The following is a 13,083-nucleotide window of genomic DNA, read 5'->3' on the forward strand; positions in this document are numbered from 1 at the left end:
CGGGGTCTGGGGAGCCTGGGCGTTGTTCTTCCGCGTGCTGTTCTTCCGCATCACCGTTGCCACCGCGCCGTTCCGCTGCCCCCGTAGGCGCCCCCGCTCCGGTGGTGGAGCGCCGGCCGCCTTCCGCAGCGGGGGTCCCGGACCGCAGAGGCGCCCGGGGGAGAGTGGTTGCTCCGGCGTCGTGTCGTGGCCACGTCGTCTCCGTCCCGGGGAGACCGAAGTGGTGCCGTTCTTCCTCGGGTACGAGGTCCGCCATACGCCTCGGGGTCCTGGGCGGTGGTCTTGCGGACGCAGGGACGGAACGGCAGAACCGCCGGGTCCCGGATGCGGGCATCCTCCGGCTCGGCGGCGACCGGTTGCCGGACCGGGCCGCAGCCGGAGAACTCCGGGAGGGGCTCGGTGGGCGGGAAGGCGTTCTTCCGGCCGGTGGTCCTGTGGGCGGAGAAACCCGCCGGGGTCTGCCCGTCGTGGATCTCGTAGCGGCGCTGCTCGGGGTTGTCGCGGACGGTGGTGGTCATGCGGGACCCTCCTGCAGGCTCTTGGGGCGGACCGCAAGCGGTGCGGCGACCGCCCGGCTCGGCACGGTATGACGGCTGACGACCGGCACGCGGTTGATGGCATGGATGGTGAGGACGGCCCAGGTCACGGCCGAAGTCTGCTCGGATGTCAGGTGCCGGGCGGCTTCGGCGTGGTCCTGGTCCTGGATACGGGGCCGGGAAGGCGGTGAGGGATGCGGTCAGGACCACAGCAGCGCGTTCGTCCGGGGCGAACAGGCCGGTGTCACGACAGACGGGCAGAACGGCGATGCGCTGAAGGGGCTCTTCGCCCCTGACCGCGGCGCGCACGTGAACATCCGAACAGGAGGCGCAGCCGTCGATCTGTGACGCGCGGATGCCGACCGGTTCGGTTAGAGTCCGGTTCGAACCTGCGTCGCGGGCGGCCCTGGCGACCTCGGTCCGGGCACGGCGGCTCCAGACGGCCGGTCCCGGCCCGGCCGGCAGGGACGTCGGCGGTACTGACCGGTCCGCTCACCTCAAACGACCTTTCCTTGCATATCCACCGGATACCTCGGGAACTGTTCCCGTTCTACCGGTTCTCTCACCTGTGCCGGGCGTCTCGTCCTTCTCGGACCTCGTTCCGCTGCCCGGCCCCGACAGCGCAGCCACCGCCCTCGGCGTGGTGACGCCCATCGCCGAACAGGACGGCGGCTTCCCCCTCGTGGACAGCCTTGCGCACGACGGTCGCCGAGCTCGCGGACGAGGACTTCACGCGGCCGTCCGGCTGTACCTGCTGGCTCGTGCGGAGCCTGGTGTGTCACCTGATCATCGACACACAGGATGTCCTGATCACTCTCGTGACGCCCGCCGAGACGGAACCGACCCGCGACGCGGTGACCTACTGGGGCGTCGCCGAAACGCCGCCGACCCGCTCGACGCGCTGATCGTCCGGCTGGCCGCCGCGTACGAGGAGCCGCGACTGCTCAAGTTCCACCCCGACGACGTCGGCTCCGCCGCCGGGCGCGCAGCCGAACTCGCCGACCCGGGCCTCCGGGTCGGCACCCGCGACGAGATCCTCACCGCGGGAGACTACCTCTCCGCGTACGTCCTGGAGTGGACGCTGCACCACCTCGACCTGGTCGCGCATCTCCCGGGCACGGCGGGACCGCCCGCGGAGGGTGTGGGGCTCGTAAAGCCATCGCCGCAGGGGGAGCCCGTGTGCACGACCCCTCGGCGGTCGCCACCGCTCAAGATCGACGACATCAGGTTCGCCCCGTCAGCGCAACGACCGCAGGTCCCCGGTGGAGCACACGGTCAGCGTGGGATCAGCGAGCCCTCTTCCGTGCCCGTCAGGCGCGACTGGTGGCCGCCTGGCGCGCAGTTGCGGCCGTTGGGATAGCCGGGTTGCGGGGTGGCGCTGCTCTGTCGGTCGAGCACGGTGGCGCCGCGCTGGTTCTTGAGTACCAGCGTGACGTGTACCGGCTTGCCTGGCAGGTCATCCATGTCCGCGAAGCCAGGCCGGATGGAGGGCTCAGGGGTTTGGGGGTCCTGGCTGCCGGGCTTTCTGCGGCGGTAGCGGAGGGTCTGCTGCACGGATAGGTGACAGTCGGGTTTCATGCCGCCAGAGCTGCGGCGGGCTTCATGGTGATCTCGTACTCGATGGGGGTCAACCGGCCCAGCCGTAGTTGTCGGCGGCGCCGGTGGCAGGTCCGTTCGATCCACGTCACGATCGCGGTGCGGAGGGCCTCGCGGGTGGCCCAGGTGCGGCGATCAAGGACGTTGTTCTGCAGAAGTGCGAAGAAGGACTCCATAGCCGCATTGTCGCCGGCGGCGCCGACCCCTCCCATCGACCCGACGAGATCGTGACGATTCAGGGCGTGCATGAACTTCCGCGACCTGAACTGCGAACCGCGATCGGAGTGGACGGTGCAGCCGGACACGTCACCTCTCCTGGCGACGGCGTTGTTCAGCGCGTTCACCGCGAGCCGTGCTTGCATCCGGCTGTCGATGCTGTAGCCGACGATCCGGCCGGAGAACGCGCCCTTGACCGCGCACAGATACAACTTGCCTTCACTGGTGGAGTGTTCGGTGATGTCCGTCAGCCACAGCTCGTTCACCGCGCCGGCGGTGAAATTCCGCTGGACGAGATCGTCGTGCACCGGCGGCCCGGGCTTCTTGCCTGTCTTCGACCGCTTCTTCCCGAACGCTGACCACCAGGCGTTGTCCCGGCAGATACGCCACGCGGTCCGTTCACTCATTCGCTCGCCAGCCATCTCGGCTTCCCCGGCGAGGAACCGGTAGCCGAACTCGGGATCGTCGCGATGGGCGTCGAACAGCGCGTTCGCCCGGTGGGCCTCGGTGATCTCGGCCTCGGTCACCGGCCGGCGAAGCCACCGGTAGTAGTGCCGACGGGCAAGCCCCAGTACCCGGCACGCAACCGCGACCGGAATCTTGTCGGCGGCGAGCTCTCTCACGAGCGGGTAGAGCCTTTTCCCGGCAGGTTCGCCTGCGGCAGATACGCCGCAGCCCGGCGCAGGACCTCGTTCTCCTGCTCCAGCAGCCTGATCCGCTTCTTCAGCTCGCGGTTCTCCGCGGACTCGGACCTCGTGGCACCAGGCTCCTCACCGTCTTCCACGGCGGCCTGGCGCAGCCACTTCGACAGCGTCATCTCATGGACACCGAAGTCCTTCGCGATCTACGCAAGGGTGACGCCCTTCTCACGGTTGCGGGCCACACGCACGACGTCGTCACGGAACTCTTGGGGATACGGGACAGGCACAGCAACATCCTTCCAGGCCGCCCCACAGGCAAGCCAGATCAGATGTCACCAGTCCGTGCAGCGGACCCCCCGCAGCCGCTCGGCGACCTCCGGCGCGGTGACCCCGGCCGCGAACAGTTCAGCGGCCCGCATCCGCAGCGCCTCCCGTCGCGCGCGTTCCCTGGCGGTTATCCCGCCACCGTCTGAGTACCTCATACCTTCCGGTGTAACGCTGCCACCCCGCACCGCCAACCAGGCAGACCGACAGCGAAGAGACCCCCAAGCGCCGAAGTCAGTAAAGGGCGGGGGTGGGTGGCTCCGCCTCAGGATGCCGCTGGGGGCCGCTCGCAGCACGCTGTAAGTAGCCGACGACCGAGAAGCCGCGGGCTTGGGGCTAGGGCCCATCACTTCACCCTCGGAGTTCTGGCATGGACATCAACCCGCAGGACACCGCCTTCGTCGTCACGGATCCGCAGAACGACGTCCTCAGCGAGAAGGGCGCCGCGTGGGGTCTGGTCGGGGACAAGATCCTCGAGATCGGCACGGTCGAGCACCTCGACCAGCTCTTCAGCAGCGCCAAGCGCAACGGCTACGACGTGGTGATCTCGCCCCACTACTACTACCCGACCGACCAGGGCTGGCGTTTCGGCGGCCCGGTCGAGCAGATGATGCACGAGACAGGCATGTTCGCCCGCCCGAGCGCACTGAGCATGGAGGGCTTCGAGGGGTCCGGTGCCGACTGGCTCGAGCAGTACAAGCAGTACATCGACGACGGCAAGACCATCGTGACCAGCCCCCACAAGGTCTTCGGACCCCAGGCCAACGACCTGGTCCTCCAGTTGCGCAAGCTCGGCAAGACCAAGGTCATCCTCGCCGGCATGCTGGCCAACCTGTGCGTCGAGTCCCACCTGCGCGAGCTCGTCGAGCAGGGCTTCGAGGTCGCCGTCGTCAAGGACGCCACGGCCGCGCCGAATCATCCCCGGCTCGGCGACGGCTACCCCGGCGCGGTCGTCAACTTCGGCTTCGTCGCCAACTCGGTCATCACGACCGACGAGGCGGTCAAGGCCATGGGAGCGACGCCGGCCCGGCCTTGAGGTCCGCGCAGCACGTCGAGCGGCGATGAGAGACCCGAACAGTCCGACCGACGTTTTTGGCGGCCGGAGCGACTGAGGGAGGACGAGATGAGCGACGAGGACATCGAGGACGTCGACCTGCTGGTGGTCGGCGACGGCAAGGCCGGGAAGTCCCTGGCGATGGACCGGGCGAAGGCCGGCTGGCGCGTTGTCATGGTCGAGCGGGACAAGATCGGGGGCACCTGCATCAACGTTGCGTGCATCCCCACTAAGACGCTCGTCGGCTCGGCGCGGACCCTCCTCACCGCGCGTAACGCCGCCGAGAGGGGCGTCGAGATCAGCGGTGAGCCCGCCGTCGATCTGGACAGGCTCCGCGCGCACGTGGAAGGGGTCGTCGGCGGGATGGTCAGCGCGCACGCCAAGATGTTCGCCGACTCGGGTATGGACTTCATCCTGGGTACCGCCCGTTTCGTGGGCGAACGCACCGTGGAGATTCGCACCAACGACGGCACCACCCGGGTGGTGCGCGGCCGGGACGTCGTCGTCAATACCGGGACCACCCCGGCCGTGCCGGCTCTGCCCGGCGTCACCGAGGCGGAGGTGTGGAATTCCGAGACGATCCTGCACCTGGAGCGCCTGCCCGAGACGCTGCTGATCATCGGGGGTGGGTACGTCGGGTGCGAGTTCGCCTCGATGTTCGCCGTCTTCGGCACGCGCGTGACCCTGCTGCAGGGCCGCGACCAGCTGCTGCCGCGTGAGGACCCGGACGTCGCCGGCCAGGTGGCCGACATCCTCACCGACCAGGGCGTCGACGTCCACCTCGGGGCCCGTGCGAGTGCCGTGCGCCGCGAGCCCGGGCACGGCGACGTGGTCGTCACCCTCGCGGACGGCTCCAGCGTCCGCGCCCAAGAGCTGCTCGTGGCCACCGGGCGCACCCCTGTGACCGCCGACCTCGGCCTGGACACGGCGGGCGTCGAGCTCACCAAGCGCGGGTTCGTCGCCGTCGACAACCACCTACGAACCACCGCCGACCATGTCTGGGCCGCCGGGGACGTAGCCGGCAGCCCGCAGTTCACCCACGCCTCCTGGAACGACTTCCGCATCCTGCGGGCCAACCTCACCGGCCGCGACGCCACCACCACCGGCCGGCTCGTGCCCTACACCGTGTTCATCACCCCCGAGCTCGCGCGCGTCGGGCTCACCGAGACCGAGGCCCGTGCCCAGGGGCACGACGTCAAAGTGGCCCGGCTCCAGGTCTCCGCAATCCCACGGGCCAAGACCCTCAATGACACAGTGGGGACGTGGAAGGCCGTCGTCGATGCCGAGACGGGCCAGATCCTCGGCGCCGCTCTGCTGGGACACAACGCCGGGGAAGTCATCGCCGCCGTGCAGATGGCCATCCTCGGCCGCATGCCCTACCAGCAGGTCCGCAACGCCGTCATCACCCACCCCACCATGGGTGAGGGCCTCAACCTCCTCTTCGACGCCCTGGACCAGGGGGCGCCGCGCCGCAAGGAACCGGCCGGACAGGCACCGCCCGACGCTAACCGAGATTGACCCCGCGTTGTCGTCGAGCCGGCCCCGCAGAGGCAGCCGTCCAAGAAGGCGGTGGCCAAAATCAATGACCCAGGGGAGTTGGTCGGTCTCAATCCGTACCCCCATGGAAGAACCGCAGCGCAGGGCTCACCCGCGCTCGTGAGCGGGCGCGCTTACCAAGGCGGCCGACTGCCGCCCACGCATGGGTCACATGGCAGCAAAAACCCGCTGAACCGAAGCTCAACCCAGTCCAGCCGGGCTGACGCCACGACCGCCGAGACATCCCCAGCAGCCGCCAGCGCCGCGACCCGCAGCCCACGCTCCGTGGCGGTCTGGCTCATGCCGCTGCCTCGGCCTGGGAACCACGCTCCAAGGCCGAGGCAGCGCAGACCACCCGGGCCTCAACAAACCGCCGTCATCGGTGCAGACGGCACGCCCGCCACCCGACCAACCCCGACCATGGCAGCGCCGGCGTCACCGCAGACCCGTCCACGCCTGGTCAGGCCCCTGTTGCGGACGTGCGTTACGGGCGCTGGGCGGTGTCCTGAAGCTTCCCCTTGATCGTGGACACCTGGAGACCGGGACGTGAGAGCCCAGAGGAAGCAGTGCCAGGTGGGAAGCGAGAGCAACCGCAGCAGGCGGTATAGGGAGGAGTTCAAGCGCGGCGCGGTCGCGCTGGTCCGGTCCTCCGGCAAGACCGTCACCGAGGTCGCCCGGGAGACCGGGGTCAGTGCCGAGGGACTGCGGAACCGGGTCAAGCAGGACACGATCGACCGCGGGCCAGGGGCACTGGGCGAGCTGACGAGCACGGAACGGGAAGAGTTGCGCCGGGTGGTGCGGTCCGACGGCTCGGCGGGCGGCTACGCCGGAGGCCCGGCCGCGAAGCACACCCTCCTGGCGTTGGAGACAGCGGCATGATCGGCAAATTCCGGGACCGGGCCCGCCTGAGGGGCTTGGTGAGCCCGGGTCCCGGTCGGCCGGGACCCGACGGGCTGCTCGCCTTCTTCGCCTATTCCGCGTCAGGAGGGTTGGTGCGGGCGGCCTCCTGTGCGGCGGCGGCCTGCGCCTCCTCGTGGGTCCGCGAGGGCGTGGGGGCGCCCAGGGTGCAGACCAGCCCGCTGTCGTCGACCCCCACCATCACGGTGTCCCCGGCGTTCAGCGTCCCGTCGAGCAGCATGTTGGAGATCTTGTTGTCCAGTTGCGACTGGATGGTGCGGCGCAGCGGGCGCGCCCCGAACTCGGGCTGGTAGCCGTGGTCGATAAGCCATTCCTTGGCGCTCTGCTCCACCTCCATGGTGATGTTCTGGGCGCGCAGCAGGCGGCGGCTGTTGTCCAGCAACAGGTCCACGATGCGCAGCAGTTCGTCCCGGCCGAGGCCGTGGAAGACGATGACGTCGTCGATCCGGTTGAGGAATTCGGGCCGCAGATGGCCGCGCAGGTCCGCGAGGAGGTCGTCGCGGATCGCGTCGATGTCGCCGTGGTGGGCCAGGATGCGCTGCGAGCCGATGTTGCTGGTCATGATGACCACGGTGTTGCGGAAGTTGACGGTGCGGCCCTGAGCGTCCGTCAAACGGCCGTCTTCGAGAACCTGGAGCAGCAGGTTGAACACATCCGGGTGGGCCTTCTCGATCTCGTCGAACAGGACGACGGAGTACGGCCTGCGCCGCACGGCCTCGGTGAGCTGCCCGGCCTCCTCGTAGCCGACGTATCCGGGCGGCGCCCCGACGAGGCGGGAGACAGTGTGCTTCTCCTGGAACTCGCTCATGTCGAAGCGCACCATGCGGTCCGGGTCGCCGAAGAGCTCGGCTGCCAGGGTCTTGGCCAGCTCGGTCTTGCCCACTCCGGTGGGGCCGAGGAACAGGAAGCTGCCGGTCGGCCGGTTGGGGTCGCTCAGTCCGGCCCGGCCGCGGCGCACTGCCTGCGCCACCGCGGTGACGGCCTCGTCCTGGCCGATCACCTTGGCGTGGAGGCGTTCCTCCAGCTTCATCAGGCGCTCCCGCTCGCTCTGCGCGAGCTGGCTGACGGGGATGCCGGTGCGCCGGGACAGCACATCGGCGATGTCGTTCACCGTCACCTCCACTACGCCCTCGCGCTTCTCGGTGACCGCCGCCTTCTCCAGGTCCAGTTCCTTGATGCGCTCCTTGAGCTTTGCGGCCCGCTCGTAGTTCTCGTCGGACACCGCCTCGTCGACCTCGCGCCGCAGCTGGTCGCGGCGGTCCTCGATCTCCAGCGCCTCCCCGCTGTGGCCCAGGCTGCGCAGCCGCACCCGGGCGCCCGCCTGGTCGAGGAGGTCGATGGCCTTGTCAGGCAGGAACCGCTCCGTCAGGTAGCGGGCGGACAGGTCGGCGGCGGCGCGCAGCGCGTCGTCGGAGAAGCGGACCTGGTGGTGCGCCTCGTAGGAGTCGCGCAGGCCCTCCAGAATCTGCACCGTCTCCTCGACGGTGGGCTCGGGGATCATGACAGGCTGGAAGCGGCGCTCCAACGCGGCGTCCTTCTCCACATACCGGCGGTATTCGTCCATGGTCGTGGCGCCGACGACATGCAGCTCGCCGCGGGCGAGCGCGGGCTTGAGGATGTTCCCGGCGTCCATGGAGCCCTCTCCGCCGGAGCCCGCGCCGACGACGGTGTGCAGCTCGTCGACGAACAGGATGGTGTTCTCGTCGGCTGTGACCTCGTCGATGACCTTCTTCAGCCGCTCCTCGAAGTCCCCCCGGTACCGTGTTCCGGCCACCAGGCCCGCCAGGTCGAGGCCGACGACCCTGCGGTCCTTCAGGCTGCGCGGCACCTGGCCGGCCACGATCCGCTGGGCCAGGCCCTCCACGATCGCGGTCTTGCCCACGCCGGGCTCGCCGATGAGGACGGGGTTGTTCTTGGTCCGCCGGGACAGGACCTCGATGGTCTCCTCGATCTCCTCGGCGCGGCCGACCACCGGGTCAAGCCGTCCGTCCCGGGCCTCCGCGGTCAGGTCCCGGCCGTACTCGTCCAGCGTGGGCGTCGTGCTCGGGGGCCCGGCCGCCGCCCGGGTCACCGTCTTTGGTGCGGCGCCCTCGCCGCGCAGCGCCTGGCCCGCGCCGCTCTCCTGGGCGGCGAGGAGGGCGGCGAGGATGTGCTCGGGGCCGATGTACGAGGCGCCCGCGGCTCGGGAGCGCACATGGGCGTCCAGCAGGGCGCGCTTGGCCGCGGGTGTCAGGGACGGCTCGGCGGCCCCGCTGCCCTTGGCGAGGGCGGGCAGCAGCTCGGAGGCGAGGCGGTCCGGATCGACCCCGGCCTGCTCCAGCACGCTACGCGACGGCCCTACCTGGGTGGCGGCCCACAGCAGATGGTCCGTGTCCAGCTCGCTGCTGCCGTCCTTGACCGCCTGCTCCGAGGCTATGGAGAGCAGTTCCTGGGCGGACGCGCTCAGAAGCTTGCCGATGGGCACCCGCTGGACGGCCGGAGGCGAGGTCAGCGGGCTCATTCCGAAGAAGCGGTTGAGAAGGTCGGCGAAGGGATCCTGCGATCCGAACAACGGCGTCGACATGGTGATCACCTTGAATGCGGAACGGGTTTCAGACCGGCGCACGGCCGGGCTGCCACCCCTCAAGTCTGGTCCCGGGCCGGGGCATCGGCGAGTCGGCGGGAGCGCCACTGGCGAACCCTTTGCGGTTACGCTTTGCCGGCTGCCGGGGCGGCGGTGGCAGACGGCCCGCCGCGCCTCGGCAGCCGGATGCCGTCAGCCCGGCCGGGTGCGCCCGGCCGCGGGCCCCCTCAGGCTCGCAGGTCGACGACGACCTTCACGTCGTCCGGGGTCTTGTGCAGGGCGTCGGTGTATTCGTCCATCGGGACCCGGCGGGTGATCAGCCGCTCCAGCCGGCTCCGGTCGGCCTTGGCCAGCGCGTCCGCGGCCTGCTGGTAGTTCCGCCGCCCGGCGTTGACAGATCCGAACACCACCAGATTCTCCAGCACCATCTCCTTGTTGAGCTCGTCCAGGCCGAGCGGGATCTTCCGCGAACCGGACGAGATACCGGCGAGGCAGATGACGGAGTTGGGCCCCACCACGCTGGTGAGCGAGAAGACCAGAGGGCCAGCCCCGGTGCACTCGATGACGACGTCGGGCTCCAATTCGATGTCCTGGACGTCCCCCGCGTGGAATGTGGCGCCCAGATCGTCCACCAGGTCTGGTTTCGGCCCCTTGGCGTGCAGGTCCAGGACGTGCGCCTCGAGTCCGCGCTGGATACCCAGCAGCGCCGCGAGCAGGCCGATCGGTCCCGCGCCGGTCATCAGTACCACCTCGGGCTTCCATGAGGCCCGGTTGAAGATGCGGTCGGTCTGCTCCCACGCCTTGGCCAACACCGAGGCGGGCTCCAGCAGCACCCTGTAGGCCCCGAGCCCGGGGGCGAGCCGGATCGCGTAGTCCGGTTCGATCCTCCACCGCTCGGCACCGTAGCCGTTCCTTCCCTTGATCCCGCGCTCCGTGTACTGCCTGTTGCGGCAGAAGTCCCACTCGCCGTGGGAGCGCGGCTCGCACGGCACCGGATCGGGGCGCCGTACGATGCCCGCGACCGGGTCCCCGGCGCTGAAGCCGGAGCCGTCCGGAGCCTCAAGCACCACCCCGAGCGACTCATGGCCGACCACCGACCGATCCTGGCCGGGCGGCGGCTCGCCGTAGCCGCGCCCTCCACGATGGCGATGTCGGTCCCGCAGACGCCCAGCAGATGGCCCTCGACGACCAGCGCGCCTTCCTCCGGCGCCGGCTCGGGCACCTCCGGGACCTCCACCCGCTCGGGTTCGCCGGGCACCACGGTGACCGCTTTCATCTCCGCCGCCTTCTCTGTGAGCTGTCCGGGCCCGCACCGGATGCCGGATACTGCGGAAGGACGCGAGGAAACCCGGCGAACGCGGGATGACCGCCGTCCCGCCTCCGGCGGTCGCCGGATTCAGTAGCCGCCAGTGCATTTGCCCTATTCATCACCCGATGTCGCCCGCGGGGGTGCCATGTGGCAGGAGCTGCTGACGGTCCAGATCCCGGTCGTGGACAAGGTGCGGCGGACGGTATTGGTCTACGTGGTGATCGTGGCCCTTTTCCGGTTCACCGGGAAGCGGGGCCTGGCGAATCTCAACACCTTCGACTTCGTCGTCATCTTCCTGCTGTCGAACGTCGTTCAGAACGCCATCATCGGCAACGACACAAGCCTGCTCGGCGGAGTGATCGGCGCCGTCACCCTGGTCGCCGTCAACGCTGCGCTGAACCGGTGGCAGGTGCTGGACCCGCACGCCGCCCGCGTGCTGGAGGGCAACTCGACCACCGTCATCAAGGACGGCAAGGTCGTGGAGCGATCCGTGAAGCGCCTGGCGCTGCGGTCCGGGAAGCTGGAGCACGCGGTGCGCACCCAGACCGGCGGGACGATCAAGGGCGTCGCCCTCGGGCGCCTGGAACCCGACGGCCGGCTCGTCGTCGTACCGAGGCCCGAGGAGATGAAGGCGACCCGGGCCGACATCGCCGGGCTGGAGAGCAGGCTCGCGGCGATCGAGCACCTCCTGCGCTCCCGCTCCACCCGTACGGAAAAGGACGGGCCGAGCGAGCGCGGCGAGCCCACCGGTGGTGGCATATAGCGCTCGATGCCGCCCTTGCCATGACATCGGGGGCGAGCTGTTCCAGAGCGATGCCCCCGTGCCCGAGCACCAGGACGAGCTGAATTCGCCTCACCTCTTCAGGGCAGGAAGGCACAGCCGTGAACATCAACATCGTGGGAACCGGGAACATGGGCCGCAGCCTCGCCGTCCGCGCGCTCACCGGCGGCCATGCCGTGCGCCTGGTCAACCCCAGCGCGGAGAGCGGGCGGCCGGTCGCCGACGAGATGACCCAGCGGTTCCCGGATGGCAGCGTCGAGTACGCGCCCTCCAGCGGTACGGCTGACATGACCGTGTTCGCCATGCCCTACAACGCCGCCCTGGACGTCGCTAGGGCCGCACGCGACGACCTGGCCGGGCAGGTCCTGGTGGACATCTCCAACCCGGTGGACTTCTCCACCATGGATGGGCGGGTGACCCCGCCGGACGCCTCGGCGGCCGAAGAGATCCAGCAGCTCACGGGCCCGGACGCCAAAGTGGTCAAGGCGTTCAACACCACCTTCGCCACCCTGCTGGAGAGCGGCGAGGCCCACGGCTACCCCCTGGACGTCCTCATCGCGGGGGACGACCAGGCCCGCCAAGGACATGGTCGCCGAGTTCGTCCGCTCGGCTTCGATGCGCCCGATGGACGTCGGTCCGCTGCGGCGCGCTCGGGAGTTGGAGGCGATCGGGTTCCTGCATATCGCCGTCCAGGAGCCCCTTGGGCGGAACTGGCAGAGCGCCATCAAGATCATCCCCTGACGGAGCCGGACGGGCCGGTGCGCCGGACCGTCCCCAGTCAGCCGAAAGCCCTCATAAGCGGCTCGGTTTGGCTATCCCCGCATCGGCATGACGAACTGGCGGCGGTCGCTGTGGCGACCGAAGCGGCTCGCGGTGGACAGCAAAGATCATCGCCGCACCGAGCCTGGGGGCCGCATGATCTACTGCCGTGTCACGGCCTGGGCCGGCGAGTAATCCGGCTCCGGTGCGGATCACCGTCTGCCGCGCCTCCTCCGACGGCCGGGCTCGTGTCAGGTGCCGAGCCAGGCGAGGGCGGCCACGGTCAGGGCGCGGACGCCGGTGTCCAGGGTGGGCTGGACGAGRGGGGCGAAGGCGGGGCTGTGGTTGACGGGGATGTCCTGGTCGAGGGTGCCCCTGCGGGCGGCCTCGGCGTAGCGGGCGGGGTCGACGCATCCGATGCCCCAGTAGGTGAACGGCACKCCGAACGCCCCGGGGATCTCACTCATGTCCTCGCTCGCGGTCTGCAGGTCGATGGTGTGCGCGTCCTTTCCGAAGTGCGCGGCGAACGCCTCGGCGACCCTCCGGGTCGCCGCCTCGTCGTTGACGGTGGGCGGGAAGGAGGTGGTCCGCTCGATCTCGGGCTCCCCGGGCGAGCGGGACGCCGCGCACTCGGCACGGACGATCCGGGTGATCGCGTCCAGGACGTGGCGGCGCGTGGCGTCGTCGTAGGTGCGCACGTTGAGCTCGATGACGGCGCTGTCGGGAATGACGTTGGGGCCGGTGCCCGCGTGGATGCTGCCGACCGTGRCCACGGCCGGGGTCGTGGCGGCCAGTTCCCGGGAGACGACGGTCTGCAGGCGTACGACGATCATCGCGGCCAGCACGAMTG

Annotated in this window: 12 protein-coding genes and 4 pseudogenes; 7 read left to right on the forward strand and 9 right to left on the reverse strand. The window is 69.8% G+C overall.

The features are described from left to right. Positions 1 to 50: 50 nt before the first annotated feature. The 3 genes and pseudogenes from DIZ27_RS47250 to DIZ27_RS48800 form a co-directional block, all read right to left on the reverse strand. Positions 51 to 518 (reverse strand): hypothetical protein, encoded by a 468-nt coding sequence (locus DIZ27_RS47250; protein WP_109380183.1) that lies wholly within the window; start codon positions 516 to 518, stop codon positions 51 to 53. Continuing rightward, positions 515 to 646 (reverse strand): hypothetical protein, encoded by a 132-nt coding sequence (locus DIZ27_RS47255; RefSeq protein WP_258308500.1) that lies wholly within the window; start codon positions 644 to 646, stop codon positions 515 to 517. Before DIZ27_RS47255 ends, DIZ27_RS47250 begins: the two co-directional genes overlap by 4 nt. A gap of 109 nt (positions 647 to 755) precedes the next feature. Then, positions 756 to 1,001: pseudogene (locus tag DIZ27_RS48800) on the reverse strand (carboxymuconolactone decarboxylase family protein); the annotation flags it as partial. Between the two features lie 227 nt (positions 1,002 to 1,228). Between DIZ27_RS48800 and DIZ27_RS22160 the strand changes: the two are divergent. Next, a pseudogene (locus tag DIZ27_RS22160) lies at positions 1,229 to 1,896 on the forward strand (maleylpyruvate isomerase N-terminal domain-containing protein). Here the strand turns inward: DIZ27_RS22160 and DIZ27_RS45835 are convergent. The 3 genes and pseudogenes from DIZ27_RS45835 to DIZ27_RS45840 all read right to left on the reverse strand — a co-directional run bounded on the left by DIZ27_RS45835 (position 1,812) and on the right by DIZ27_RS45840 (position 3,471). Further along, positions 1,812 to 2,090: a hypothetical protein gene (locus tag DIZ27_RS45835; RefSeq protein WP_181383639.1), complete on the reverse strand. Its 279-nt coding sequence runs from the start codon at positions 2,088 to 2,090 to the stop codon at positions 1,812 to 1,814. The pseudogene DIZ27_RS22160 and the gene DIZ27_RS45835 sit on opposite strands and share 85 nt — an antisense overlap. A 20-nt stretch (positions 2,091 to 2,110) precedes the next feature. Further along, positions 2,111 to 3,276, reverse strand: a pseudogene (locus DIZ27_RS22165) (IS3 family transposase). A gap of 45 nt (positions 3,277 to 3,321) precedes the next feature. Then, positions 3,322 to 3,471, reverse strand: coding sequence for a hypothetical protein (locus tag DIZ27_RS45840; protein WP_181383636.1), 150 nt, complete (start codon positions 3,469 to 3,471; stop codon positions 3,322 to 3,324). A gap of 212 nt (positions 3,472 to 3,683) precedes the next feature. Here DIZ27_RS45840 and DIZ27_RS22175 point away from each other — a divergent pair, with 212 nt between their 5' ends. The 3 genes from DIZ27_RS22175 to DIZ27_RS45845 all read left to right on the forward strand — a co-directional run bounded on the left by DIZ27_RS22175 (position 3,684) and on the right by DIZ27_RS45845 (position 6,782). Continuing rightward, positions 3,684 to 4,349 carry an isochorismatase family protein gene (locus tag DIZ27_RS22175; protein WP_109380184.1) on the forward strand — a complete coding sequence of 222 codons (666 nt, stop codon included), beginning with the start codon at positions 3,684 to 3,686 and terminating at the stop codon, positions 4,347 to 4,349. Positions 4,350 to 4,436: 87 nt separating this feature from the next. Further along, a complete protein-coding gene (locus DIZ27_RS22180; protein ID WP_109380185.1) occupies positions 4,437 to 5,885 on the forward strand; it encodes an NAD(P)/FAD-dependent oxidoreductase in 1,449 nt (482 codons plus the stop codon). Between the two features lie 591 nt (positions 5,886 to 6,476). Beyond that, on the forward strand, positions 6,477 to 6,782 hold the full coding sequence (locus DIZ27_RS45845; protein ID WP_109380186.1) for a transposase: 306 nt from the start codon (positions 6,477 to 6,479) through the stop codon (positions 6,780 to 6,782). A gap of 91 nt (positions 6,783 to 6,873) precedes the next feature. Here DIZ27_RS45845 and DIZ27_RS22190 read toward each other — a convergent pair whose 3' ends face one another. Next, positions 6,874 to 9,384, reverse strand: a complete 2,511-nt coding sequence (locus DIZ27_RS22190; protein ID WP_109380187.1) for an ATP-dependent Clp protease ATP-binding subunit — start codon at positions 9,382 to 9,384, stop codon at positions 6,874 to 6,876. 227 nt (positions 9,385 to 9,611) lie between these two features. Continuing rightward, positions 9,612 to 10,478: a theronine dehydrogenase gene (locus DIZ27_RS22195; protein ID WP_309074890.1), complete on the reverse strand. Its 867-nt coding sequence runs from the start codon at positions 10,476 to 10,478 to the stop codon at positions 9,612 to 9,614. Between the two features lie 360 nt (positions 10,479 to 10,838). On the opposite strand from DIZ27_RS22195, the gene DIZ27_RS22200 reads away from it, so the two are divergent. The 3 genes and pseudogenes from DIZ27_RS22200 to DIZ27_RS47265 all read left to right on the forward strand — a co-directional run bounded on the left by DIZ27_RS22200 (position 10,839) and on the right by DIZ27_RS47265 (position 12,215). Next, on the forward strand, positions 10,839 to 11,456 hold the full coding sequence (locus tag DIZ27_RS22200; protein ID WP_109380188.1) for a DUF421 domain-containing protein: 618 nt from the start codon (positions 10,839 to 10,841) through the stop codon (positions 11,454 to 11,456). A 149-nt stretch (positions 11,457 to 11,605) separates the two neighbouring features. Next, positions 11,606 to 11,800, forward strand: a pseudogene (locus tag DIZ27_RS47260) (hypothetical protein); the annotation flags it as partial. A gap of 259 nt (positions 11,801 to 12,059) precedes the next feature. Continuing rightward, positions 12,060 to 12,215, forward strand: a complete 156-nt coding sequence (locus DIZ27_RS47265; protein WP_258308501.1) for a hypothetical protein — start codon at positions 12,060 to 12,062, stop codon at positions 12,213 to 12,215. A gap of 269 nt (positions 12,216 to 12,484) precedes the next feature. Here the strand turns inward: DIZ27_RS47265 and DIZ27_RS22210 are convergent. Continuing rightward, positions 12,485 to 13,083: peptidase dimerization domain-containing protein (locus DIZ27_RS22210; RefSeq protein WP_258308502.1), on the reverse strand; the 599-nt coding region annotated here is incomplete at its 5' end.

This window comes from Streptomyces sp. NWU339 (genome assembly GCF_003143855.1).
Lineage (GTDB): Bacteria > Actinomycetota > Actinomycetes > Streptomycetales > Streptomycetaceae > Streptomyces.